Consider the following 24133-nt stretch of genomic DNA (forward strand, 5'->3'; position numbering starts at 1 on the left):
TGCGAGCAGACCATGCGACGATGGATCCGACGACTCTCGATATTCGTATTCTCCACCGGCCTCGCCGCCTGCGGCGGTCATGACGGCGGCACCACCGACGGCGAGACGCACGCAGCCTCGCACGGCGGCGGGACCGACGACTCGACCACGTCGGCGACGGCGGCCCCGACGACGGGCGCCGCGACCGAACCACCGGCCGCGCCGACGGAGCTCGCGGCGAGCATCCTCGAGGGCGGGGTGCACCTGACGTGGAAGGACGCGTCGGACGACGAGGACAACTTCGTGCTCGAGCGCAGGGCGGCGAGCGAGGCCGAGTTCTCGCCGGTGATCGAGCTGCCCTTCGACACCTCGACGTATCACGACCTCGCGGTGACTGCGGGCACGGAGTACGTGTACCGCGTCCAGGCGGTGAACGCCGCCGGCGAGTCGAGCTCGAACGAGGTGACGATCCTGGTGCCTTGATCGGGAACCGGGTGCGCGCGACTTCGAGGTGACGATTTTGTCGCGGCGACGTCGGCGGCTCGCCGCACACCGAGGATCATCGCCCGTACGAGGCTCGGTAGCAGGCGTCCGCCGACGTCGAGGACGACGTCGACGGGACCGCCCGGACGATCACGTGGCGGCGGATCGTCGCTTTCGTCGCGCCGTTGCGCCGCGAGCGATCAGACGCAGGACCCACTCTGGCTGAACACGGGGCCGCAGGCGCCGTCCTCGGCGAAGGCGCCGCAGGCGTCGACCTTGGCCGCCTTGTAGCAGTCGATGAGATCGCCGACGGTGATCGGACAATCGGCAGAGACCTCGTTGGCGCGGCATGCCTCGGCCGTGTTCACCGTCAGGTACGTGCCGTCGGCGTCGCACGTGTACTGCGTGCCGGGTTCGTCGTCGATCGCGGCCAGGAGCGTGTCGCAGTAGGTGGCCTGCTGCTCCTCCGAGAGCTCGGCGAGGGGGCAGTCGGTGATGTCGCCGTCGCAGCCGCCGCCGTTGCCGTTGCCGCTGTCGGTGTCGGCGTTGGTGTCGCTGTCGCCGCCGTCGTCGCCGCAGGCCGGCAGGGAGCTGATGAAGGAGAGGGCGAGCAACGAGAGCAAAGTGATTCGCATGGAAAGGCCTCTTGGGACTGGTTCGCCGACCAGACGGAGCCCGGGCTCCGCGGTCGCGGCGAAAAAGACACGCGCGAGAATTTGGCCGCGCGCGCGGTCCGATCAGGCCGGTTCGATGGGGAGCGGCTCGGGGCCGGCGTCCAGGCGGGTGGCGATCAGTCGGAGGATGCTGTCGACCGTGCGGGTGCTCACCCCAATGGCGCGTCCGAGCTCGGCACGCGTGCCGGCGACCAGGCGCTGGCGGGCCGAGGCGCAGCGGCGCGCCGCAGTCGAGCGATGGATCCGGTAGATGACCGCGAGCTCGTCGATGCCGACCTGATCGAGCAGGTGGTAGCGGAGGAGCAGCCGCTCGGCCATCGGCAGCCGCGCCCACGCGGCCTCCAGCGCCTCGGTGAAGCGGGTGGTGTAGAGCTCCTTCTGATAGTCGACGTCCGGATCGCTCAGCGGTGTGATGAGTCGCCGGGCCAGCTCGCCGAGGTCGGGCGGTTGCCGGGCGCGCTTGCGATCGAGCGCCAGCCGGACCGCGACTGTCCGCACGAAGCCTCCCAGCGCGCCGCGCCCGGTGTAGCGCGCGAGCTTCGGCTCACCCCCGGGCGCGCCGATGAACAGGGCGACGCGCAAGGTCTGGACGACCTCGTCGAGCTCGGCCCCGGCGAGGTCGAGCGCGCGGAGGTTCGGCAGCACGTCGCGGATGTAGCGGACCTCGGCGTGGCGGACGGCGTCGCGGTCGCCGAGCAGGCAGGCCCAGGCGAGCAGGAGCTCGGCGCGGCGGTCCGCGGCGGACGGCTCGGACCACAGCTGCGGGTCCACGCTGGCCAGCCGGCGCGCGACGTCCTCGAGTTGCCACGCTGCCCCTGGCCACGCGACGCGCGCCTGCTCGAGAACCAAGTCGACCAGGTCGTTCACCGGCGTGGCGATCCTAGATCTGCGGCTTCGCGCAGGTCAACACTGCGGCCTCGGCGGCGGTTGACTCGTCGCGTCGACCTCGACGACATTGCGCTCGTTGGACGGCTGTCCGGAAGAAGAGACAATCTCGGCGTATCTCGAGGGTGATCTGGGTGCGGCCGAGCGCGTCGCCCTGGACGGTCACCTCGAGGCGTGCACCGATTGTCGCGTGCTGGTCGCCGGGCTGGCGCGGGGTCAGGTGGGCGTTCGGGTCGAGGATGACCGCCATGCAGACCCCATGACCGGCGTGGTGATCGGTCGTTACACCCTCGCCGATCTCCTCGGCTCGGGCGGGATGGGGCTCGTCTATCGCGCGCACGACCCGGTCCTCGACCGCGACGTCGCGGTCAAGCTCATTCACGCGCTCGACGTCCTCCCGGCCGATCGCGAGCGGCTGCTGCGGGAGGCGCGGGCGATGGCCCGGCTGTCGCACCCGAACGTCCTCACCGTGTTCGACGCCGGGGAGTCGGGCGACGAGCTGTTCGTGGCGATGGCGCTGGTCCGCGGCAGAACGCTGCGGGAGCACTGCGCGCGCAAGCGGCCTGAATGGCGCGAGGTCGTGGCGCTGTGCCTGGGCGCGGCCCGCGGTCTCGCCGCCTCTCACCGCGCCGGCGTGCTCCACCGCGACGTCAAGCCGGACAACATCCTGGTCGGCGAGGACGGCAGCGTGCAGGTCACCGACTTCGGGCTGGCCCGCGAGATGACGGATCCGGTCGCGCGGGTCTGGCCGGTGAGCCGTGAGAGCGGGCGGGCCGGTACGCCGGCGTATCTGGCCCCCGAGCTGCGCGCGGGCGGCGAGCCGACGGCGGCGAGCGATCAGTACGCGTTCTGCCTGACCTTGAAGGAGTGCCTCGGGCGGGTCCCACGCCGGCTCGAGCGGATCGTCCGCCGCGGCCTCGCCCAGCGGCCGACCGATCGCTATCCGTCGATGGATGCGCTGGTGGTCGCGCTCGCGGCGACGACCGAGCGCCGGTGGCCGCGCGTCGCCGGGCTCCTCGCGTTCGCGGCCCTCGTCGCGCTGGCGCTGGCGTGGACACTGGCCGGCACGGCGGACCCGCAGGTGGTGGGCGCGGTCGATCCGTGCGACGAGCCGCGGGCGCGAATGGACGGGCTGTGGGACCCCGCGCAGAAGCAGCGGCTGCGCGCGGCGGTCGCTCGCAGCGGCCTCGCGCGCGGCGAGCTCCTGAGCGATCGACTGGAGGCCCGCCTCGACGAGCACGCCCGCCGGTGGATCGAGATGCGCACGGACCTCTGCCGCGACACGAGCGAGGACCGGGCGATCGCGGCGCGCCGGATCGCGTGTCTCGAGGAGGGATTCGGCGAGCTCGAGCAGTTCTTCACCACCGTGGGTGATGCGGAGCGCGCTGTCTTGCAGCAGGTCGAGTGGCTCTCGTACGGCCTCACGCCGCCGGATCGGTGCGCGGCCGATGCACCGATCTCGCTGTTACCGAGCCCCGATCCGGCGGTGCGCGAGGAGGTCGCGCGCGCGCGCTTGGAGCTCCGCGAGGCCGCCGTCATGGCCGACGACGGTAAACTCGAGGCCGCGATGGCGTCCGTGCGTGCGATCGAGGCGACGGCGCGGCGGGTGGGCTACCTGCCGCTCGAGGCTGCCGCGATGAGCGACGAGGCCGAGCTGCTCATGAGGTCCGGCGATCTCGCGGGCGCGAGGGCCCGGTTCGAGGCCGCGGCCGAACTCGCCGAGGCGTCCGGCGATGACACTCGCCGGGCGATGGTGTTGGTGAACCTGGTCGTGTTGGTCGGCGTCGGGTACTGGGAGCCCGACGCGGCGCTGGCCTACGCGGCGCGAGCGCGGCCGCTGGTCGAGCGGTTGCAGACGCCGATCCTCGCGGGCGAGCTGTGGCGCGTCGAGGGGCAGGCACTGCTCTACAAGGGCGACGCCGCCGGGGCGCGCGACCGGCTCGAGCGCGCCCTCGCAGTGTGGGATCGGACGCTGGTCGGCGATCACGATGCGACCATGGCGACGTTGATCTTCCTCGGCGCGAGCGCGCAGCAGCTGGGCGCGTGGGAGGCCGCCGACGACTACCAGCGGCGCGCCCACGAGATGGCGATCCGGCTGCACGGGGAGCACCATCCGACGACCGCGGCCTTCTTGAGAGATTGGGCCAACAGCGTCCTCAACCAGGCCGAGGCGGCCGACGCACCCGGCGAGCGCGAGCGCCTCGGCCGGCTCGCGCTCGAAAAAGCCGACCGGGCCGCGGCCGACCTCGAGGCGTCCCTCGGGGTCGAGAACCCGGAGAGCGCCCAGGCGCAGCTCACCCGGTGCCGGACGTTGTGGGTGCTGCAGGAGCTGGGCCGTGCCGCCTCGGCCTGCCAGCAGGCGCTCTCGGTGTTGCGGCGGGCCCACGGCGCAGACAGTCCGCTGCTGACGGAGTCGCTGCTCGTGCTCGGCGTGGTGAAACACGCCCGCGGCGAGCTCGAGCCGGCCCACGCCGCGCTCGCGGAGGCGCTCGCGCGCGGCGCCTCGGGCGACCCGACCTTGCTGGCCGACGTGCAGTTCAGCCTGGCCAAGGTCCTCGGGGAGCTGGGGCAGTCGCGCCGCGCGGTCGAGCTGGCCCGCGCGGCGCGGCCAGCCCTCGCCGCGGATGCGAGGACCGTCAAATCCCTGGCCGAGCTCGACGCGTGGCTGGCCGCTCACGATCGCCCCCGGCGCGCGCGCCCGGTGAAGAAGTGAGGCCGTTCGCGGCGCTCACGACAATGCGTGTTTGGTGAGTATGTAATTTTTGATCACCGCGGTGCATCGGGCGACCAGCGCGTGTACCGGATAGAGTGCAATGATTCTCCGACGGTCCGCGCGTCACTATCCCCCCACTTCATCCGCGGTCGCAGAGCGCTGCGAATCGGATCGAGGCGAGCGCTAGCGAATGAAGCGCAATTCGCCGTCGACGACGACGCCGAACACGCCGTCCGCGACCGGGAAGACTGCGCCCGCGACGTCGCCGAGCCGCAGCTCGAACAGCCGGCGGCCGCGCGGATCGAGGCCGAGCAAGGCGCCGTCGTCTTGCACGTACACGCGCCCCTGGCGATCGACGATCGCCCCGTACACCCCCCAACGCAGGCCGTGCGCGAGGTCGGCGGTCCACATCGATGCCCCGCGCGGATCGAGCCGGGCCACCTGTCGCTCGCCGACGGCGATCCAGCCCATGTCATGGTATTCGGCGAACACCGCCGGGACGGGGTGCTCCCCTTTCGGCCGCCCCTCCGGCGAGAGCAGCAGCGAACATTCATCATTGAGGCTGCCGACCGCGCACACCTGGGCGCGATTGACGGTCGGCAACAGGTCCGCGTCGCGCGGACCTGCCCGCCACAGCCGCTCGCCCGACGGTCGCACGCGACAGAGGCCGTCGCCCGCGTAGCACGCCAGAGCCAGCGAACCGTCGGCGAACAGCGCCGGCGGCAAGATGTCGTAGGCGCCGGCAGAAAGCACGCGCGCCGTCGGCTCCTCCCACACGATCCACTCGCCGCCAGGGGTCGTGATGATCGGCGCGCCTGCGTGGGTCACGTTGGGCGAGATGCCGGAGTCGTCCGGACCGCAGCAGAGGTGCTCCCAGGACAGCCACCGATCCTCGACGCGGCCGTCGGGGTCGACGATCAGCGCGGCGTGGCGCACGGTGATCAGCGTACGGCCGCCGCGGAGCGCCGTCGGCAGCGAGTGTGACACTCGCTCCTCGTCCTCGTCCTCCGCGTCTTCGCCGGGCGGTGGGTCGTCGTCCTCGTCGGGCTCGGGCGGCGGCGTGAGCTCGAGCTCGATGGCTCGCAGCGACAGCGACCAGCGCACCGCGCCGGCGAGCGTCACGCGGCTGAGGAAGTCGCCGTGCACGAGCCGCAGGTCGCCGTCGTCGCCGAGCACCCCGCCGCTCACCACGTGCAGGTCCGACGGCGAGCGCGGCAGCTCGAGCGGCGGCGACAGTCGCGGCTGCGTCGGCCCGTCGGCGGCGAACACTCGACGATTGCCGGCGTCGCCGGCCGAGCGCGGCCAGAGCGAGTCGGCGAGCGTCCGCGTCGGCGCCATGGCTCACGATAGCATCGGTCACGAGGTGTTCGCAGGCGACCTCGCGGGCGAATGCGCGAGGCGATCGGCCCGGCCTGCGACGAGTCGGCAGCGATCGCGGGCGCGGGCGGCCTGGCGGTGGTAAAAGGCCTCGATGGTGCCCGTTCCCGGCGTCCTGGCCGTCCTGCTCGTCACCGGCGTCCTCGTCTACAGCGCGAGCTGCACGCTGCAGGAGCGGGTGATCTTCCCGCGGGAATACGCCAACCAGCGCGCGCTCGCGAGTCCGCCCGCCGGCGTCACGCCGCTGTGGAGCCCCGCGGCCGACGGCACGCGGGTCGAGGCGTGGTTCGTCCCGGGGCGGGGCGCGAGCGCCGAGCGGCCGGGGCCGGCGGTGATGTTCTTTCACGGCAACGGGGAGCTCATCGATCATCAGCTGGCGCTGGCGGCGTCGTACGCGGCCCGCGGGGTGTCGGTGCTGCTGCCCGAGTACCGCGGCTACGGGCGCTCGCAGGGCAAGCCGTCGCAGGCGGCGATCGTCGGCGACATGCTGCGGTTTCACGACGAGCTCGCGGCGCGGCCCGAGGTCGACCGCGCTCGCGTCGTGTTCCACGGGCGGTCGCTCGGCGGCGGGGTCGCGTCGGCCCTCGCGGCGGTCCGTCCGCCGGCGGCGCTGATCCTCGAGTCCACCTTCACCAGCCTGGCGGCGCTGGCCCGCAAGCACGGCCTGCCGGAGGCGCTGTGCCGCCACCCGTTCCGCACCGATCGCGTGTTGCCGGCGCTGCAACGGCCGGTGTTGATTCTCCATGGATCGGAGGACGAGATGATTCCGGTCGCGCACGGTCGCAGCCTGCACACGAGCGCGCCGGGCTCGACGTACGTCGAGCTGCCGGGCGGTCACAACGACTTCCCGCGCGATCGCCCGGCGTACGAGCGGGCGCTCGACGCGTTCCTGCGCGCGTCGGGGGTGCTGCTCGAGGATCGCCAGTGAGCGCGGACCTGGCCGCCGGTGACGACGCGTAGAGCGGCGGCGGGGGCGGAGCGTACGAGGCGATCGCATGCGCCTCCGCATCCTCGAGCCCTGCCGCGAGAACTGGGACACGATGGAGCCGACGGAGGTCGGTCGACGCTGCGAGGCCTGCAGCCGCGAGGTGCACGACTTGACCGGCCTCACCGCGCGACAGGCGAAGCGGTTGCTGACGCGCGCGGGTCCGCGGCCGTGCGTGCGCGTGCGGGCCGACGAGGACGGCCTGGCGGTGTTCCGCCGCGAGCCGCCGCGGCTCGCTCCTGCGGCGGCGGCGATGGCCCTCGCGGCCTGCGCCCCGCACACGCCCGAGGCGCAGCGGCTCGCGCCCGCGGTCGAGGTGGAGCCGGCCGCGCCCCCGCGGCCGTCGCCGGTGATCCCCGAAGCCGCGCGGCGGCCGGACGCGACCGCGGAGCCGGGCCCGCCGAAGCCGGTCAAGGCGCCCGCGAAGAAGCCCGAACGCGAGCGCGTGCTCATGGGCGACCCGTGGGATTGACGGAGTCGCGCGGCGGCCGAGAGCGAGAGCAGGGTTCGTGATGCGGTCACTCGCTCCCGCGGCGTCGCCCCGTGCGAGCGAAGAAGTCGTCCGCGAACGCGCCTGGCGTACGTCGCGGTGCGAGCGGCGGCGGACCGAGGCGCCGGCGCTCCGGCCCGCGAGCGATCGTTCCTGCGGCGCAGCGCACAATCTGGACACGGGCGAAAACGCGCGGGAATAGATCCGCGAGCGAAGCGGACGGGTCGGCGGAGCGAGGTCGACGGGCCTTCGCGAGGTACCGGGTGCGCGCGGCCTCCTCATCGTGAATACTGCGTACCCCGCCATGAGACGCCCTTGCTGTGCTCTCGCCGTCCTGCTCCTCCTCGCGGTCGGGTGTTCGCGGAGCGGCCTGCAGGACGCCAGCGATCTCACCGCGGACCAGCTCGAGGCCGCGGGGCAGTCGCGGTGTAGCGTCGTCAAAGATCCGGACAAGCCGCTCATCGTCGAGTGGTCGGGCATGGACGCGGCCGAGCTCGAGGCCCGGCTGCTCCGCGGGGTGGTCGCGGTCCGCTACGAGGATTGCGAGATGGAGGTCCTGCGCGGGTGTACTGCGCCCGGGCAATATTCGTACGCGCAGACCACCACGGGCTCCGAGAGCATCCACATCGGCTCGCTCGACGAGCTGTTGATCAATATCCCGCTCGGCCTGGCGCAGCTCGGCGGGCGGGTCGAGCGCGGTGAGGCGCTCGAGCTCGACATGGTGGTGGTCGGCCGCTACGAGGCGCCGCGTCCGGCGTACACGGCGGCGGAGCTGAGCGGCGGGCCCGAGTGCGCGCGCGCGACCCACGTGGTCACCGGCGTGAGCCTGGGGGCGTTTCGCCTGTCGTCGGTCGAGGACAGCGCGCGCAGCGGGTCCGGGGCGGGGCTCGGCGGGGCGTCGGAGGACACGATCGAGGTGCTCAAGGAGTCGCCGCCGAACATGCTCGAGGCGTGTGCGCAGGTGGCCGCGGCCGACGACCCGCGGCGCAACGTCTGTACCGCGCCGATCCGCCTCGAGGTGGCGCCGATCTCGGCGCACGCGGCGGCGCTGGCCGAATCACAGCAGTTCCTGCGGCCGCCCGACCTCGACAAGCGCGAGGTGCAATCGATGGACCTGTCGGGCGGCCTGGCGGCGCATCAGGCCTACGACGCGGCGGTCAAGGTGCAGGCCGACCGGTGGGCGACGCCGGAGCGGCGCACGGAGGCGTGGTGCGCCCTGGCGGCGATCGAGCAGGACAACCCGTACCTGGCGCAGGCCCGCGAGCTGTGCGACCGCTGGCGCGATCACACGACTGCGCTGCGCGGGAGCGAGGCGCGGATGATCCGCGACTACGACGAATTGCGGGTGCTGCTCGAGCTGCGCGGCGTGCCGGTCGAGGTCCAGGAGCGGGCGGCGGCCAGCTTCCTGGTGACGCACTCAGGGCTGTCTCCGGAGGCGTATCCGCGGATCCGCGCTGTCGAGCGGGCCAAGCGGCGCCTCGGTCGCGGCGACCGCACGAGCCTGCCGTCGTTCTCGGCCGCGGCCGCCGGCGAGCCGCCCGCCGTCGACAGCCAGGTCCGCACGAGCCTCGTCGACCGCCGCTCGTACCGCAAGGCGCTCAGCATCGGGTTTCAGCCGCGGTGGATCCCGCAGGGCTACGCGCTCGGCGGGACGGTGCTCGGTCGCGTCAATTACGTGCACGAGGTCGGCTTCGAGGTGGCCTATGCGCAATACGCCGGCTACGGCCCGCGCTGGCGCTACATCCTGGCGATGGCCCGCTACGAGCGGGTCTACCGCCCGCACAAGGTGTTCCGCCCGTACATCGGCGCGTCGTTCGGGGCGCTCATCCCGATCGGGCCGATGGCCTGCTCGCAGGTGCCGCAGCCGTGCGCGGCGCCTGCCGGGGTGGTGACGCTGAACGGCGGGGCGCGGGTGTCGCTGACGCCGTGGCTGTCGCTGGTGGCCCAGGGGTTCGCGGGCGCGATGACTGCCCGGCCGTTCTTCGTCGGCGGAGTGTCCGGGGGGATCGAGTTCACGATCCCCACCGGCCGCGACTGGCCGCAGTGAGTCACGCCCGCGATTCGCCGCGGCGCCCGTCGGGCCCGCCGCGGCTTTCGCCTGCAGGCCACGGTGCGACGCCGGTCGCCGATCAATCGGTACAGGTGGCGATGCCGTCGTCGAAGGTGCAATTCGCCGTCAGCACGATCGTTCCGGCCGGCTGTTCGACGGTGATCTTGGCGCTGGTGAAGCTGATGTCCAGGATTCTCTCGGTCCACTTGGTATTGGGGCAGTCGGGGGCGCCCGGGATCGGACTCACGGGCTGTGCGGTGGTGACATCGAAGGACACGTTGCCGTTCTTGATCGCGCTCGCGGGGATCGACTGGACACCCGTCAAGGTCACCTCGGCGGGGTTCTGCCCCGGCGGTTGTGTGCTACCCGCCGGGTTGGTGCAGGTCGCAGTCGGGTCCCCCGTGGCCTCGAGCGTGATCAGGAGGTCTTCGTTGCCGAGCCCGGCCAGGGTGCCCCTCGCCTCCAGCGTCACGCCGAGGTCCTGAAAGCTCGGCCCGGCGTTCTTGCCGCCCTTGAAGTGCACGCTGGCGGCCAGGGCCACCGAGGTCCCGATCACGCCGGCGAGCGAAAGAGCGGAGGCGATCGTAAAGAACTTGTTTCGCATGGAACGTACCATCATGCAGAACACTGTGTCCGAGGATTGCGGCGGGTCCGGGTGATCCGGGCGGCAGTTCGATGCCGGTCACCGGCGCCTGTTCGATGATTGGAAGCCCCGGCAGTGTGTTCTACGGGGAGCCGCGGTGGGGCATGGACGCGTGCTACCACCGGGACCGCGAGGTCCTTGCTGCGCTCGTGTCGTCGTTCCTCCTCCCGTCGGACGAGCTGAGGTTCGGCTCCGGACTGCGCATTGAAAGCGAGGTCGCGGCGCGTGATCGCCATGGGCGAATGCGGGGATCGGCCACGGGCGAGGAGGTCCACCAGGGGCCGGGGGCGGCTCGCTCCGTCGCGCTCCCTGCTGGCGATGGAGCTGTCCGAAGGGTCATGTCATGATACGCCGGCGCCGGGCCAGCGCGACCAGGCCGAGGAGCATCCACGCCGCGCTCGCGGGCTGCGGTCGCGTTGAGCAGTTGCAGGCGGAGTCGTCGTCCATCTGCCCGCCGCTTGCGGCGGCTCCGCTGTCCGGGGGCGGAGCGGGGCAGTCCGAGGGGCAGTCCTCCGAGTTCTCCGGCGGGTCCGTGCAGATCTCGTCACCACACACCGCGCAATCGTGCGGGCAGCTCGCGATCGTCTCACCGGCATCACATACGCCGTCACCGCAGACCTCGCCGCCGGTCGGGTCGGCCCCGTCTTGCGGGCAGTTCTCCGGGGTCTCGGGCGGGGACTGGCGGATGCCGTCGCCGCAGATGCCGTCGTAGTCGCAATCGTCGGGGCAATGGGCGGAGTTCTCGGGCGGCTCGCAGGCGCCGTCGTGGTCGCAGGGGCCGCAGTCCTCGAAGCAATTGTCCTCGTTCTCCGGCGGAACCTGGCAGGTGCCGTCGCCGCACACGCCGTCGTAGTCGCAGTCGCCCGGGCAGTTCTGCGGGTTCTCCGGCGGCTCGCACACGCCGTCGTCGTCGCACAGGCCCGAGTCCTCGGGGCAATTCTGCGGCGTCTCGCCTTCATCGAGGATGCCGTCGCCGCAGGTCTGCTCGCACGCGACGCAGGTCGGCGAATCGTCGTCGCAGGTCTCCCACGGCTGCACCACGCCGTCGCCGCAGTCGATCGGGTCGGCCAGGAGCGTGACCGAGAACGGACCGACGCAGGCCTTGTTATCGGCGGCGTCGACGGCACAGTACTGCCAGGTCAGCGTGTCCTCCTCCTTGCCCTTGTAGGGCACGGTGAAGCCGACGCGCCACAGCGCCTCGCCGAACCAGATCGACGGGGCGATGAACTTGTTCGGGTCGCCGTCGGCCAGCGCCAGCAGGTCGTTCGGGTCGTCGAGGCCGAGCGCGAACTCCAGGTACGGCAGGCGGCGGTTGTGGGCGGTGAGCGTCGCGCCGTCGCCGATCAGGTCGAGGTCGCCGAGGTTCGCGTCGATCTGGAAGTCGTGCCAGCGCACCGGCGTCTTCGAGTCGTCGACGCGGGCCACGAAGCGGGCTTGCTGGCCGAAGTACATCAGGGTGCCGAGCTTGTCGGCGAAGCCGTCGTCGTAGATCCGCGGGGGCGTGGTGTCGATCGCCACGCCGTCGGCAGGGTCGTCGCGGCCGAACAGCACGAAGTTCGGCAGCGCCGCGTCGCGCGTGACCACTGCGACGTCCTCGCGCCGGTCGTGGTCGAAGTCGGCGAACTGCAGGCCGAACGTCGCCGCCAGCTCCGGCACGATCGGGAACGCGGCGTCGAGCGGGACCGGCGCGGGCTCGACCGCCGCGCCGTTCTTGTTGAGGAGCAGCCGCGAGTTCCTGTCGTTGGCGCCCAGGCGCAGGCCGGTGGTCACGAAGTCGGGCCGGCCGTCGTTGTCGAAGTCGAGGGTGGCGGCGTCGAAGTCGAGCTTGGCCGGGTTGTCGGCGGTCGCCCAGAAGTTGCCGGGGTTGTCGGTGACGTAGTTGCCGGTCCCGTCGTTGAGCAGGATCGAGTTGCGCCGGGCGCAGGTGGGCACGCCCATGACGTCGACGCAGTTGCCGCCCTGACCGGCGCCGTCCTGCAGGGTGACGAGGTCGAGGAAGCCGTCGCCGTTCAGATCGGCGGGCGTGAACGCGGCGTTGACCTGCTTGGCGACGTTGGCCGCGAGCGCCGGGATCGTCGAATGGGTGAAGGTGCCGGCGCCGTCGTTCTTCAGGCCGAAGCCGAAGCCGGGGCCGCGGCTCGAGACGAGCACGTCGAGGGCGTAGTCGTTGTCGAGGTCGACGAGCTCGACGTCGAACGACCAGGACGCCCAGGTCTCCATGCCCATCGGCAGGTTCAAGTCGCCGTCCTCGAAGCTGCCGTCGCCGTCGCCGAGCCACAGGCGCAGCGGCTGGCCCGGATCGGTCTGCTGGCCGTAGGGCTGGCTCGCGCCCCAGTCGGCGGCGACGACGTCGAGGTCGCCGTCGCCGTCGACGTCGCCGAGCTCGAGGTCGCCGATGCTCTTGCCGGCGCTCGCGGGGATGTCCTGGCGCGTGAAGACGCCGTCGCCCTCGTTGAGGAGGGCGTAGCTCTGGCCGCCGAAGTTGACGCCGACGACCAGGTCGGCGTCGCCGTCGCCGTCGAGGTCGCCGGCCTTGATCGCGTAGGCGTTGTCGGGCTCGTCGAACAGGCCGGCCAGCTCGGTGAAGCCTGCCCCGTCGTTGCGCAGGAGCTGGTTGGGCTGGGCGTCCTGGGCGTCTCCGAGCGCGTCGCCGGCGCTGTTGGCGAACACGAGGTCGACGAAGCCGTCGTTGTCGATGTCGACCAGCTCGACCTTCTGAGACACGAAGCCGGAGTCGGAGAGCTGCACGTCGGGGTCGAGCTGCCACGGGGCAGCGGCTGCGACGCGCGAGGCCAGAGTGACCGCCACGAAGGCTGCCGGGGAAGGGCGGGACATGTTCCTCCTGAGGAGCGCTGGCGACGGCGGCGAACGAAGCCGGCCTGCGGGGATGCGGCCGCGGATCGGCGCAACCCATCATAGCCGGGCAGGCGGCAGTCTGTTCACAGGAGTGCATGGATTTCGTCGCGAGCGGTCGTCGTGGCAGCGAGGCAAGGCCGGCAGGAGCGTCGGGCCTGCGCGGCGCCGAGCTTCGTCTTGCATCACCGGCCGCAGTGCGGGAGGGACGCGCTGCCCGGGCAAGTGTGTGGACGAACCCCGTGTCCTGCTCGTGCCCGTTCTTCCTCTGGGGAGGCTGTCCTCGACCACCGCGGGATCGTCCGCCTCCACGCGCGGGCTTCCGGGCGGCCACGAGGGCACGAGCGCGGTGACCGTCGATTTCGCCTCCAAGCAGCGGACCGACGCGTCGCCGGCTCCGCGGCTCGCGGCGCGAAGTTTTTGGAGGTGACGACTGCGGCGCTCGAGCCAATGCCGTCCCGGGATGGAGCTCGTCACGCCGGGGCGCGCGCTGTCGTCGGCGCAGCCACACGAGGCTGTCGGTCGGTGACTGTCGAGGAAGCGCCGCCCGGTTCCGAAGTCGCTGCTTTCTTGACTGGCTTATAAGACATGTCTCCAGGGACATTCCATCGACGGCGCGGCGCCGTCAGCTCGCGGGGCGCAGGGCGAGGGCGCCGACGCGGGCGCCGTAGCGGCGGCTGTGGGCGTACCAGTCGATGTGGCCGTTGACGCTGTTGACGATCGTCTCGACGTACGCGGCGATCGCCGGCTCGTCGGGGTAGGCGGCCAGCAGGGCGCGGCGCCGTCAGCTCGCGGGGCGCAGGGCGAGGGCGAGGGCGTTGACCTCGCGCAGGAGCGCGTGGAAGCGGGCGCGCAGCGAGGCGTCGCGGCGGTCGGCCAGCAGGAGGACGTTGTCGAGCTCGGCGCAGGCCAGCTCCTTGGCCAGGGAGAAGATGTCGTTGACGAGGATGACGTGGCGGCAGGCGCCGGTCCGCAGCAGGGCGACGGGGTGACGCTCGCGCTGGGCGGGCGAGAGGTCGACGCGCTTGAGCAGGAGGAACGACTCGAGCGACTGCAAATAGGAGATCGTCTGCTCGCGGTTGCACAAATAGGTGGACAGGGTGCCGCGATAGTCGGCGTCGCAATGCGCGGAGTGCTCCCAGGTCATGGCCTCGAAGTAGTCGCGCATGGTGGCGACGAACCACCGCAGGTCGCCGCCCTCGTGCACGGCCTCGGCGCGGATGTCGACGAGGGCGGCGCGGAAGGCCGAGAAGCGGGGGAAATCGGCCGCCTTGCGATCGAGCTCCGGGTCGGCGGGCTGGCCGGCGAGGGCCCGCTGAAACGCCGCGAGCACGGGGGCGAGCTGGTGGTGCGCGAGCCAGTCGGCGCCGACGCGGATGTCGCCGAGGTTGTCGAGGGCGTCGTCGAGGGTGAAGATGAAGGCCTGGAGGCGGATGAACCACCGCGCCCTGGCCGGACGGACGTCGGGCAACGTGTGGGCCGACAGGGCGGCCAGCTGCGACAGGCGGAACTTGGCGGCGTAGCGCCCCCCCGCGTCGATGAGGCCGATCCGCTCGGCCCAGCGCACGCACTCGTCCTCGCTGGCGTCGATCTCCGCCGGCGTGCCGACCGGCTCGGCCCGCCCGTGGCCCGGCACCTCCATGCGCACCAGAGTGCCGGTCAGACGATTGCCGCGAACAGTCCCGAGGTCGAAGTCGATGCCAGTCATGATGTCCGGTCAGCGACCGCGAGGGCCGCAACGGATCAGCGACGTCCGGGCGAGGAACGACTCGGCCTGCGATCGCCGACGACGACCAGAGGTCGCTGCGGTCGGTTTCGTCGGCAGCGGTGATTTTCGCGGAGAGCTCGCCGGCGAGGCCGCACGGATTGCGGGCGACTCGACGTCGGGGCTCGGCCTGCGAGGCGACGGTCGCGGTTTCGGCCGCCTGCGCGAGCGTTCACCGGCGAATCGATGGACAAGGAGCGCGGGCGGCTTGGCTGCGTCCGGCTGGACGGCTACGCTCGCGCAATGAGCTCCGGACCGCTCGAGCACGCCGAACGGCGACGCGCGCAGATCGAGGAGGTCCGCGCGCTGAGGGCCGGGCTGGCGGCGTTGATCGCAGGGCGAACGACGCGCGAGGAGCTGTCGCGGTGGCTCCGCGAGCTGTGGCCGCCGGGCAGCGGGCAGGGCGGTCCGTTCCTCTGGCAGCCCGCGGCGTGCGTGTACGATTCGCTGCTGAGCCTGAACCGGCGCTGGGGCGAGCAGGAGCTGGTGCGGGAGGTCGAGCTGCGGGCGTACCTGCGCTGGCTCGGCGAGGGCGAGTGCTGCTTCACGGACGACGGTGACTCGCTGTTCGTGCTGCACCGCGACATCGACGAGCTCGCGGCCTGGGCGGGCGTCGAGGCGGTGCGCTGGTGGCACTCCGGGCTCGGCTGGTGGACGTCGCTGCAATTCGGGTCACCGGCGAGCCGCCGGGTCTTCGTCGTCCACTCGGCGCTCGAGCGCCCGGACGTGGTGGGTTTTCATCCGCAGCGAGGGGTCGCGCGCGAGGAGGCCATCCGCGAGCTGTTCGAGGTGCTGGCGATCGACGACGCCGACGTGACGCGCGTCGATCCGCAGATCGACCTCGAACGATTGCCGCGATGGGCGCTGATCCGCCAGGACGACAACGGCAATCGCTTCGAGATCGCCAGGTTCCGCAGCTACACCAAGGCTTACGCGCAGGAGCGGACGCTGACGGCCCGCGGGCACAAGCAGCTGTACTGGGTCGAGCCGGCCTAGCCCGGATTTCTCACCACGGGAAGGAATTCCGGCCGTACTTCCCGAGTTCGAGCGGGTGTGAAACGATTGCTGACCACCCAGGGGTACGGCCGGAACACGACAAGGTGTATCCGCACCGAGTTCGATTTTCAACCGGCCGGGCGGAGACGTGTCGAGGGCGCCTTTGACGGCGGACGGGTCAGCTCGGACGGCGGCCTGCTGTTGCTGCGCGAGCTGACCGAGAGTTCAGGTGTGTTCCGGGACTTCGCCTCCTGCTTCCGGGACCACCGCGACCCGAGCCGCGTCGAGCACACCGTCGAGGAATTGCTCGCGCAGCGCGTGCTGGGCCTGCTGTGTGGTTACGAAGACCTGAACGACCACGACATGCTCCGCGATGATGCCTTGCTCGCGCTGGCGGTAGGCAAGATCGATCCGACCGGCGAACAGCGCAAGCGGGAACGCGACCGGGGTCACGCGTTGGCCGGCAAGAGCACGCTGAACCGTCTGGAGCTGGCGAAGCCCACGGTGGCCGGCGACGAGCGCTACAAGAAGATCAGCTACGACGACCACGGCATCCAGCGCCTCTTCGTCGACACATTTCTCGCCGCGCACGATCGGCCGCTCGCCGAGATCGTCCTCGATCTCGATGCGACGGACGACCCCGTACACGGCAAGCAGGAGGGTCGCTTCTTCCACGGCTTCTACGACAGCTACTGCTACCTGCCGCTGTACGTCTTCTGCGGCGACTTCCTCCTCGGCGCCGCGCTGAACACCGCCGACAAGCAGCCAGTGAGCGGCGCGGTCGAGGAGCTCGAGAGGATCGTCAGCCAGATCCTCGCCCGCTGGCCCGACGTCCGGGTCATCGTGCGCGGCGATTCTGGCTTCTGCCGCGACGAGGTCATGCGCTGGTGCGAGGACAACGGCCTCTTCTTCGTCCTCGGCCTGCAGAAGAACTCGCGCCTGATCGTCGAGATCGAGGACGAGATGAAGCAGGCCCGCGCCATCTCCGAGCAGACCGGCAAGGAGGCGCGCGTTTTCAAGGATTTTCGCTACGAGACCAACCGGACGTGGTCACGAGAGCGCCGGGTGGTCGGCAAGGCGGAGTACACGACGGACAAGGAGAACCCGCGCTTCGTCACCACCAACCTCTCGCATGACGAGTACGACGCGCGCTCGCTCTACGAGGACCTCTACTGCGCTCGCGGAGACATGGAGAACCGGATCAAGGAGCAGCAGCTCGGCCTCTTTGCCGACCGCACCAGCGCCCACACGCTGCGCGCCAACCAGCTCCGCCTGTGGCTCTCGTCCGTCGCCTACATGATCCTCAACGAGCTCCGCCGACTCGCCCTCGCCGGCACCGAGCTCGCCCACGCCCAAGTCTCCACGATCCGCACGCGGCTGCTCAAGATCGGCGCCATCGTCACCGCATCGGTCCGCAGGATCCGCGTCTCCCTAAGCTCAGTCTTCCCACTCCAGCACGTGTGGTGGCGCGTCCTCGAGAACCTCCACCGCCATCACGTCATGAGACGCTGACGGCCCTCGCCATCCGTCACACAATGGTGCGCTGCGCTGCGCGCCGGGGTTCGTCTGTCCTTATGCTCAGGTCACCCAAAACGCGTAGCCAGCTTTGTAATCCCTCTTACAGCTCGATCTCGCGCCAGCCCCGAGCCTAACGAGCGCGGCCTCGCGGCTCACGTCGACGGCATCCAACAATCTCCCGCCACGCCGCCTGGCAGCCGCCTGGCGGGCCCCACCTATCCGTGGTGAGAAATCCGGGCTAGCCGGCGCCCCGGCCGGGGCCTCCGAAGGTTGACTTCGAGACCCGCGGCGGCGGAAGTCGCAGCAAGACGCCGGGTCCGCCGATCGCTCGGGAAAACAGGAGTGCGGCGGGGCGCGAGAGCGAGCGGCATGAGGCCGCGAGGGTCATGAAAAATTCTTCGACGGGAATCGGCGCCGCCGGAGATGGGACCGTCATGCACACGCGCCCTCCATCACGTCTTTCGTCCTCGCCCCTGAAAGTGCGGCGTGGGACGGTCTGGACGACGACGGCACCGCCTCCGGCGCCACGGCCGCGGCCTCGCCGATGACGACGAGCCCGACCGACGACCACCACCACGCCCGACGGCGACACGACAAACCTGGCAACCGGCGACGACGACGCTGACGGTGATACGACCGGCAGCGACGGGTCGTCCTGATTCGGAGTTCATTCCAATGCGATCCCTACGCGCCCTCTATTGCTTCGCCATCCTTTTAACTGCCTGCCCTGACCCGACCTCGGCCACCTCGGCCAGCGATTCCGGTGACGACTCGACCACCGGTGCGACCAGCGAGCCGACCACCGGTGCGACCAGCGATCCGACCACCGGTTCGACCGGCGATGACGCCACCGGCGTGGATACCGAGCAGTCCGTCGCTCCGGTCGACCTCGCCTGCGACCTCATGCGCGAGGCGTGCGAGCGGCAGGTCGCGTGCGGACACGCGATCGTCAACAACAACCCCGGCGGCGTCGAGGCCTGCCTCGCGGAGCAGCGGTGCGAAACTGTGGGCGAGCTGCTCGACTTGCCGAACATCGAGCTCGACCCCGACGCCGTGGAGGCGTGCATCGCGGCGCTCGAAGCCGCGAGCTGCGGCGAACTCGTCGCGCACGGGCTCGAGATCGATCCGAGCTGCTCGCTATACCTCGCCGGCACCCTCGGCGAGGGCGAGGCCTGCCACGGCGGTACCGTCTCCGACTGCGCGCCGGGTCTGTCCTGCGTGTTCGAGGGCGGCGCTTGCCCCGGCACCTGCGCGGCCCCGCCCGCGCCTTGCAGCGAGGGATCGTGCGGCGCCGACGCGTTCTGTACCGTGGACGGCACGTGCCAGCCTCGGGCAGCGCTGGGCGAGGCGTGCGACGAGACGAACATCGAGTTCGACAACCTGAGCGACAGGGCTTGCGCGGCCGGGAGTCATTGCCAGGACTCCGTCTGTGTGGCCGACCTCGGCGCCGGCGCGCAGTGCGGCGGACTGGACGTGCACGCCTGCGGCGACGGGGCGTGCGTGTGCGCCGATCTCGAGAATTGCGACGAGACGGCCGATTTCGCCTGCGGGCCCGTGCGCGGGGCGGGTGAGCCGTGCTCGACCGCCTTCGATTGCGCCGAGGGCCTCTATTGCGACTTCTACGCCGGGAGCCGCTGCGCCGCGCGCGGGGGGCGAGGCGAGGCGTGCAACGATTCGTTCGGCGCCTGCCTCCATTCGCTCGCGTGCGCCGACGGGACGTGCGCCGACGAACAGGAGAGCGTCTCGGACGTGTCCTTGCTCGAGGAGGACGAGAGCTGCATCGGCGGCGGCTCCTGCCCGCTCGGCACGGCGTGCACTTGTGACGACGCGGACTGCGTCGACAAGCACTGCCTGCCAGCGCCCGGCCTCGGGGAGAGCTGCGAAGCGCAGGACTTCGACGGCTACTCCTGCTCCGAAGGCCTGTGCGACATCCTCGCCAGCCACATCTGCGTGCTCCCGGGTGCCGCGGGGGAGGCCTGCCCCCTGGACGGCTTGACCTTCGCCTGCGCCTCGCTCTTCTGCATCGAGGGCCATTGCGCGTCCGTGGAGCAGACGCTCTGCCAGGAGTGACGATCGTTCGGCCGCGGTCCGCAAGGGGCCGCCGCGGTCGGGGTGGGTGACCAGGGCGCGCTGGTGAAGGGCTGCGCGGATCTCCGCGACAGTGGCCTGAGCCTCAAGGCATGGGAGACGCGCTGTGACAGCAGGTGTCGCGCGCCTCGGGTCGCGCGCACGTGGAGCCGCTCACTGGCGCCTGGGGCGGCCCGCCTCGCACACCGCGGCCGGGTCGGCGCGGGTGAACTCGGCGGTCCAGTTGGTCTCCCAGGCGCGGCCGTCGTACGAGAAGGCCTGCTCCCAGCGGGCGTGATCGGCGTCGAGCTTGGTCCAGCGATAGCGGACTGCGACCGGGCGGCCGCCGTCCTCGTCGGGGCCGTAGAACTCGCCGCGGTCGCCCTCGAAGCCGCCGACGACGGGGGTGCCGAGCAGGCCGGTCTCGCTGCTGACCCAGTAGATCGACCACTGCCGCCTGGCGAGGTCGAAGGTCCGCAAGGTCAGGCCGGCCCAGCCCTTGGTCGGGAAGTGGAGCTCGTCGACGGTGGCCATGCCGCCGAGGTACGGGGTCATGCACAGGGTCGCGGGGAACTCCTCCCATTCGTCGCTGCCGACCCCGCGGGCCTTGAGGCGCCGCTGCGCGGTCGTCCACCCGCCGGCGAAGTAGTCGAAGTCGTGCACGTCGCCGGTGCGCGCGGTGGTGTAGTCGGGCGGCAGCGCCGGTGCGTTCACGGGGGCGTCGGTGCCGGACTGCGCGGGGCGGGCACAGGCCGCGCCGCAGACGACGAGGAGGAGCAGCGGTCGAGGAATGCGCATGCCGCCGGCGAACCTCTCACACGCGCTCGCGCCGGGTCAAGCGAGGCCCGCGCCTCAGCGACGGCGATAGCTCAGGCTGAGCTCGCCGATCGGTCGGGACAGGCCGCCGGTGAGCAGCGTGAACCACCGACGCGGCCTCCGGACGACCTGCCACTCGTAGTCGCGGAGCAGCGGCACGAGGATGGCGGCCAGCATCGCGTAGGCGAGCGGCCTGCCCGAGCACAGGTTGCGGCCGGTGCCGAAGGCGCCGAATTGCAGCGGCGTGGAGCCGACCGAGGGGCTCTGGTAATTGTCGGTGGTCATCGCCTCGAATCGCGCGGGTCGATATTCGTGCGAGCCCTGGTAGCGCGCGGGGTCGAGGTTGACGAGGCCCATGCTGGCACCGACGACGCTGCCCTTCGCCAGGTGGTAGCCGCCGAGGTCGATGTCGGACATCGCCATGCGCCACAGGCCGCCGTTGCTGCGCAGGCGCATGCTCTCGTTGATCGCGCGGTGCAGCTCCACGAGCGTGCGCATGGCCGCGAGGTCCATCGGCGCGTCCGCGGGGAGGGCGGCGATCTCGGCCCGCACGCGGGCGAGCGCCTCGGGGTGCTCGACCAGGTCGCTCAGCGTCGAGGCGACCGACATCGCGGTGTTGGTGTGGGCGCCGAAGATGGTGCCGAGGACGCGCAGGCCGAGCCAGCGGATGTCATCGTGCTCGGCCCCGTCCGAGGACATGTGATCGATGGCGAATTGCAGGAAGTCGTCGTGCTGCCCGCGGTCGGCCCGGCGCGCCCGCACCTCGGCCTCGATGAGGCCGATCATGCGGTCGAAGGCGGCGCGGCGGCGGCGGGCCGAGGCGGTCTCGATCGGCAGCATCATGCCGAGGATGCTAAAGTCGCTCTCGAGCACGTGCATCGCCTCCGCCAGCTCGTCGGCGTGCCGCTCGGCGCCGCCGTGGCCGAGGACGTAGTGGGCGACGACGTGGAGGACGACGTCGTTGGCCATGCGCAGGCCGTCGACCGTGCCGTGGTCGCCGGGCAGCCGCCGCGCGAGCACCTGGGGCACGAAGGCGACAGTCGGCCCGACGTGCTTGCCGATGTACTTGACCGAGAGGCCCTCGCGCATCGGCTTGTCGATCTCGGTGAACAGCTCGGGGCCGAGGATCCGGCCGACCAAATGCTTGTAGGCGGCGACGAGGCTGAGCTGATCGGTGGGGGTGCGAATGACCTGCTCGAACAGCTCGGGCGCGCCGACCGGGTCGACGAAGGTCAGGGTGGTGCCGAAGATCCGCGCGGAGAAGACCGGGCCGTGGCGGCGATGCCCGCGGCGCTGAAAGTCGATCGGGTCGCGCATGATCCCGAGAGTGTTGCCGACGAGCGGCAGGCCGAAGGTGCGGGGCGGAGGAGCGTCGGGCTGCGGCACGCGAGGACCGTAGCAGTCCGCGGCGAGGCGCGCGTGCGGCTGGCGAAACCCACCTCGATCGCGCGGAGGCCCGGGGTCGCGTGCGAGGGGTCCGCGAGGATGCCGTGCGTTTCGTCAAGCATCGACGCGCGGCCCGAACCGCGTTCACAGCGAACGGGTTCGACTCGACCATCCTTGCGCCGGGTCGCGCGGCGAGGCCGGGCGGAGCGGCCAGGGGCGATTCGCTCCGCCAGGGAAGCAGCCGGGCGGCTCGCGTCGTTCTCGAGATGTCCCTGGGGACAGGGAGAGCCAGGCGCAGGTTCGGTTCGTACAGCTGTCCTTGGGGACAGGTGTCACGAGGCCCGTCGCTCGGACGAAGGATCGTGGGATACATGGGTGTCCTCTCGGACATGTCCCCCGAGCCATGACGGCAAGAGCGGCGACCACGGGCCGGCGCTGGCCAGCCACAGCCGGTGCAGGGGGCGGGTGGCGGCGACGTAGAGGGCGCGGCGGGCGTCGGGGCGGTCGGGGTAGGTGGCGGCGTCGAGGTCGGGGACGACGACGACGTCGAACTCGAGGCCCTTGACGTCCTGGACCGTGGTGACCTCGACGCCGGGGGCGAACAGGAAGTCGCCGTCCTCGACGACCAGGCGGGCCGGGAGGGCGCGGGCGAGGGTGGCGTGGAGCGACAGGGCGGTCTCCGTGTGGCGACAGACGACGGCGACGTGGACGTGCGGGTCGTCGCGCGTGAGGGCGAGCAGGGCGTCGACGAGCGCGGCGACGAGGTGGCAGGGGCTGTCGTGGCGGGTGACGAGCAGGTGGTCGCGGTGGGCGACGCCGCGGGGCCGCTGGGCCGGGTCGAGCACCGCGCGGGCGACGTCCTCGATCGGCGGCGGGCAGCGGTAGCTGACGGTGAGCGCGGCGGTGGTGGCGTCGCCGCGCCCGAGCTCGGCGAGGACCGCGGGCCAGCCGGCGAACGCGGTCGAGGCGTCGACCTGCTGCCGCTCGTCGCCGGCGACCGTGAGCGTGCCGTCGGGCGCGACCGCCCGGCCCAGCAGCTCGAGCTCGATCGGCGCCAGCTCCTGCGCCTCGTCGAGCAGCAGGTGTTGATAATGCGACAGGGCGCCGTGCGGGGTGCGGTCGCCGCCGGTGAGCCGGCGGTGCAATGCGAACACGACCGCGAAGTCCTCGACGTCGATCGAGTCGGCGTCGGCGAGCGGGGTGCCGGCGTCGATCGAGCGGCCGTCGAGGGTCCTCAGCCGGTCGGCGTCGACGTGGGCCATGGCCCGCTCGGTGGTGGCGCTGAACTGGATCTTGGTGTGGGCGAGGACGTCGCTCAGGACCGAGGGACCGAGCTCGTCCGGGGCGGCGGCCGCCGCTTCGGCCAGCAGCTCGCGGTCGCCGTAGAGGTGCAGGAGGAGGTCGCGCAGGCTCTCCGGGTGCTCGCGGTAGCCCGCCGCGACGTCGCGCATGGCCGCGGTGCCGGCGACGATCCGCGGCAGGAGGTCGCGCAGGGCGGGGTGGCGCTTGAAGGTGCGGACGCCGGGGCCGGCGGTCGCGCTGAGGCGCCGCGGCAGGTGCGGGAACAGGCGCCGCGCCTGGGCGGTGACCCATTGCTCGAAGGTGTCGACCTGGACGCGCGAGGCGCCCAGCTCGGCGAGCATGCGCACCGCGAGCCGCTGCAGGCCCGGGGTCGGCACGAGCATGAGGGCGCGGAAGGGCCGGCGGGCCTCGTGGGCGGCGCGGGCGAGGAAGGCGAGGCGGTGCAGGGCGACGGTGGTCTTGCCGAAGCCGGCCTCGCCGAGCACGAGCAGCGAGCGCTCGACGGCGAGCTCGACGGCGGCGCGCTGGTTGGGGTCGAGCTCGACCTTGGCGGGCGAGAGCGGGCGGCCGCGGTGCGTGGGCGAGCGCGGGGCGACGCGCGGGCCGGGCCGATCGTCGGCGTGCCAGAGGTCGCCCGCGCCGCGGCGGAGCCGGCGATCGGCGAGGTCGACGCCGACGAGCGCGCCGTCGTGGAGGTGGACGAGGTGGCGGCGGACGACGACGCCGCGGAGCTGGCGATCGTCGCGCTCCAGCTCGTAGTCGTCGCCGAGGTCGCAGGTGAAGAAGACCTCGGCGAGCGGGGCGGTGCGCCAGTCGATCAGCGCGAGCTCGTCGCCCACCCACGTGCGATCGGCGAGCAGGACGTCGCGCTCGCCCGCGGCCGTGCGCACGCGCAGGCGGCCGAAGTAGCGGGCGCCCGGCAGCGCGGCGGCGAGGCCTTCGAGCACGTGGTGCTCCTCGGCGACGAGTTCGGACTCCGGCGGCGCGAGCGGTCGAGTCATGGGCGAAACATGACACCGCGGACCTGTCGCGCGAGCGCGGGGGCGGACGAGAGAGGTGCGGTTCCTCCGCGGCAGGACGGCGAGCGCGAGAGGTTGGCGGCTGGCTGGCGGTGAGAATGGTGCTATGGTTGGATCGGTGGGCGGTCGAGG

18 protein-coding genes are annotated in these 24133 nt (G+C 71.7%); 8 read left to right on the forward strand and 10 right to left on the reverse strand.

Annotated features, from left to right (window positions below; all coding sequences use genetic code 11):
* The first annotated feature begins 12 nt into the window (after nucleotides 1–12).
* Nucleotides 13–462 (forward strand): fibronectin type III domain-containing protein, encoded by a 450-nt coding sequence (locus O0S08_RS11190; protein WP_269039069.1) that lies wholly within the window; start codon nucleotides 13–15, stop codon nucleotides 460–462.
* Nucleotides 463–662: 200 nt separating this feature from the next.
* Here O0S08_RS11190 and O0S08_RS11195 read toward each other — a convergent pair whose 3' ends face one another.
* The 3 genes from O0S08_RS11195 to O0S08_RS11205 form a co-directional block, all read right to left on the reverse strand.
* A complete protein-coding gene (locus tag O0S08_RS11195; protein WP_269039070.1) occupies nucleotides 663–1097 on the reverse strand; it encodes a hypothetical protein in 435 nt (144 codons plus the stop codon).
* 102 nt (nucleotides 1098–1199) lie between these two features.
* Nucleotides 1200–2003: a hypothetical protein gene (locus O0S08_RS11200; RefSeq protein WP_269039071.1), complete on the reverse strand. Its 804-nt coding sequence runs from the start codon at nucleotides 2001–2003 to the stop codon at nucleotides 1200–1202.
* Nucleotides 2004–2016: 13 nt separating this feature from the next.
* A complete protein-coding gene (locus O0S08_RS11205; RefSeq protein WP_269039072.1) occupies nucleotides 2017–2271 on the reverse strand; it encodes a hypothetical protein in 255 nt (84 codons plus the stop codon).
* Here O0S08_RS11205 and O0S08_RS11210 point away from each other — a divergent pair.
* On the forward strand, nucleotides 2152–4734 hold the full coding sequence (locus tag O0S08_RS11210; RefSeq protein WP_371879600.1) for a serine/threonine-protein kinase: 2583 nt from the start codon (nucleotides 2152–2154) through the stop codon (nucleotides 4732–4734). The genes O0S08_RS11205 and O0S08_RS11210 overlap by 120 nt on opposite strands.
* A 183-nt stretch (nucleotides 4735–4917) precedes the next feature.
* Here O0S08_RS11210 and O0S08_RS11215 read toward each other — a convergent pair whose 3' ends face one another.
* Nucleotides 4918–6072, reverse strand: a complete 1155-nt coding sequence (locus O0S08_RS11215; protein ID WP_269039074.1) for a hypothetical protein — start codon at nucleotides 6070–6072, stop codon at nucleotides 4918–4920.
* Between the two features lie 133 nt (nucleotides 6073–6205).
* On the opposite strand from O0S08_RS11215, the gene O0S08_RS11220 reads away from it, so the two are divergent.
* From O0S08_RS11220 to O0S08_RS11230, 3 genes are all read left to right on the forward strand, one after another.
* Nucleotides 6206–7039: an alpha/beta hydrolase gene (locus O0S08_RS11220; RefSeq protein WP_269039075.1), complete on the forward strand. Its 834-nt coding sequence runs from the start codon at nucleotides 6206–6208 to the stop codon at nucleotides 7037–7039.
* A 67-nt stretch (nucleotides 7040–7106) separates the two neighbouring features.
* The gene (locus O0S08_RS11225) at nucleotides 7107–7568 is read left to right on the forward strand and encodes a hypothetical protein (protein ID WP_269039076.1); all 462 of its coding nucleotides are present in this window, start codon (nucleotides 7107–7109) and stop codon (nucleotides 7566–7568) included.
* A 322-nt stretch (nucleotides 7569–7890) separates the two neighbouring features.
* Complete coding sequence (locus O0S08_RS11230; RefSeq protein WP_269039077.1) at nucleotides 7891–9633, forward strand: hypothetical protein; 1743 nt, start codon at nucleotides 7891–7893, stop codon at nucleotides 9631–9633.
* 82 nt (nucleotides 9634–9715) lie between these two features.
* Here O0S08_RS11230 and O0S08_RS11235 read toward each other — a convergent pair whose 3' ends face one another.
* The 3 genes from O0S08_RS11235 to O0S08_RS11245 form a co-directional block, all read right to left on the reverse strand.
* The gene (locus O0S08_RS11235; protein WP_269039078.1) at nucleotides 9716–10240 is read right to left on the reverse strand and encodes a hypothetical protein; all 525 of its coding nucleotides are present in this window, start codon (nucleotides 10238–10240) and stop codon (nucleotides 9716–9718) included.
* Between the two features lie 375 nt (nucleotides 10241–10615).
* The gene (locus O0S08_RS11240; protein WP_269039079.1) at nucleotides 10616–13114 is read right to left on the reverse strand and encodes an FG-GAP repeat domain-containing protein; all 2499 of its coding nucleotides are present in this window, start codon (nucleotides 13112–13114) and stop codon (nucleotides 10616–10618) included.
* A gap of 802 nt (nucleotides 13115–13916) precedes the next feature.
* Nucleotides 13917–14840: a terpene synthase family protein gene (locus tag O0S08_RS11245; protein ID WP_269039080.1), complete on the reverse strand. Its 924-nt coding sequence runs from the start codon at nucleotides 14838–14840 to the stop codon at nucleotides 13917–13919.
* Between the two features lie 300 nt (nucleotides 14841–15140).
* Between O0S08_RS11245 and O0S08_RS11250 the strand changes: the two genes are divergently transcribed.
* From O0S08_RS11250 to O0S08_RS11260, 3 genes are all read left to right on the forward strand, one after another.
* Nucleotides 15141–15893, forward strand: a complete 753-nt coding sequence (locus O0S08_RS11250; RefSeq protein ID WP_269039081.1) for a hypothetical protein — start codon at nucleotides 15141–15143, stop codon at nucleotides 15891–15893.
* Nucleotides 15894–15962: 69 nt separating this feature from the next.
* A complete protein-coding gene (locus tag O0S08_RS11255) occupies nucleotides 15963–17405 on the forward strand; it encodes an IS1380 family transposase (RefSeq protein ID WP_371879576.1) in 1443 nt (480 codons plus the stop codon).
* Nucleotides 17406–18086: 681 nt separating this feature from the next.
* Nucleotides 18087–19481, forward strand: a complete 1395-nt coding sequence (locus O0S08_RS11260; RefSeq protein ID WP_269039082.1) for a hypothetical protein — start codon at nucleotides 18087–18089, stop codon at nucleotides 19479–19481.
* 171 nt (nucleotides 19482–19652) lie between these two features.
* On the opposite strand, the gene O0S08_RS11265 is transcribed toward O0S08_RS11260, so the two are convergent.
* From O0S08_RS11265 to O0S08_RS11275, 3 genes are all read right to left on the reverse strand, one after another.
* Nucleotides 19653–20276 (reverse strand): hypothetical protein, encoded by a 624-nt coding sequence (locus tag O0S08_RS11265; RefSeq protein ID WP_269039083.1) that lies wholly within the window; start codon nucleotides 20274–20276, stop codon nucleotides 19653–19655.
* A gap of 54 nt (nucleotides 20277–20330) precedes the next feature.
* The gene (locus O0S08_RS11270; protein WP_269039084.1) at nucleotides 20331–21680 is read right to left on the reverse strand and encodes a cytochrome P450; all 1350 of its coding nucleotides are present in this window, start codon (nucleotides 21678–21680) and stop codon (nucleotides 20331–20333) included.
* 332 nt (nucleotides 21681–22012) lie between these two features.
* Entirely contained in the window at nucleotides 22013–23983 is a 1971-nt protein-coding gene (locus O0S08_RS11275; protein WP_269039085.1) for an ATP-binding domain-containing protein, read from the reverse strand.
* Between the last annotated feature and the right edge of the window lie 150 nt (nucleotides 23984–24133).

It is taken from the genome of Nannocystis punicea (assembly GCF_026965555.1).
GTDB classification, from domain to species: domain Bacteria; phylum Myxococcota_A; class Polyangia; order Nannocystales; family Nannocystaceae; genus Nannocystis; species Nannocystis punicea.

Coding starts and splice junctions, on each gene's coding strand:
- O0S08_RS11190 (WP_269039069.1), top strand. CDS start 13: ATGCGACGATGGATCCGACGACTCTCGATATTCGTATTCTCCACCGGC.
- O0S08_RS11195 (WP_269039070.1), bottom strand. CDS start 1,097: ATGCGAATCACTTTGCTCTCGTTGCTCGCCCTCTCCTTCATCAGCTCC.
- O0S08_RS11205 (WP_269039072.1), bottom strand. CDS start 2,271: ATGGCGGTCATCCTCGACCCGAACGCCCACCTGACCCCGCGCCAGCCC.
- O0S08_RS11215 (WP_269039074.1), bottom strand. CDS start 6,072: ATGGCGCCGACGCGGACGCTCGCCGACTCGCTCTGGCCGCGCTCGGCC.
- O0S08_RS11220 (WP_269039075.1), top strand. CDS start 6,206: ATGGTGCCCGTTCCCGGCGTCCTGGCCGTCCTGCTCGTCACCGGCGTC.
- O0S08_RS11225 (WP_269039076.1), top strand. CDS start 7,107: ATGCGCCTCCGCATCCTCGAGCCCTGCCGCGAGAACTGGGACACGATG.
- O0S08_RS11230 (WP_269039077.1), top strand. CDS start 7,891: ATGAGACGCCCTTGCTGTGCTCTCGCCGTCCTGCTCCTCCTCGCGGTC.
- O0S08_RS11235 (WP_269039078.1), bottom strand. CDS start 10,240: ATGCGAAACAAGTTCTTTACGATCGCCTCCGCTCTTTCGCTCGCCGGC.
- O0S08_RS11240 (WP_269039079.1), bottom strand. CDS start 13,114: ATGTCCCGCCCTTCCCCGGCAGCCTTCGTGGCGGTCACTCTGGCCTCG.
- O0S08_RS11245 (WP_269039080.1), bottom strand. CDS start 14,840: ATGACTGGCATCGACTTCGACCTCGGGACTGTTCGCGGCAATCGTCTG.
- O0S08_RS11250 (WP_269039081.1), top strand. CDS start 15,141: ATGAGCTCCGGACCGCTCGAGCACGCCGAACGGCGACGCGCGCAGATC.
- O0S08_RS11260 (WP_269039082.1), top strand. CDS start 18,087: ATGCGATCCCTACGCGCCCTCTATTGCTTCGCCATCCTTTTAACTGCC.
- O0S08_RS11265 (WP_269039083.1), bottom strand. CDS start 20,276: ATGCGCATTCCTCGACCGCTGCTCCTCCTCGTCGTCTGCGGCGCGGCC.
- O0S08_RS11275 (WP_269039085.1), bottom strand. CDS start 23,983: ATGACTCGACCGCTCGCGCCGCCGGAGTCCGAACTCGTCGCCGAGGAG.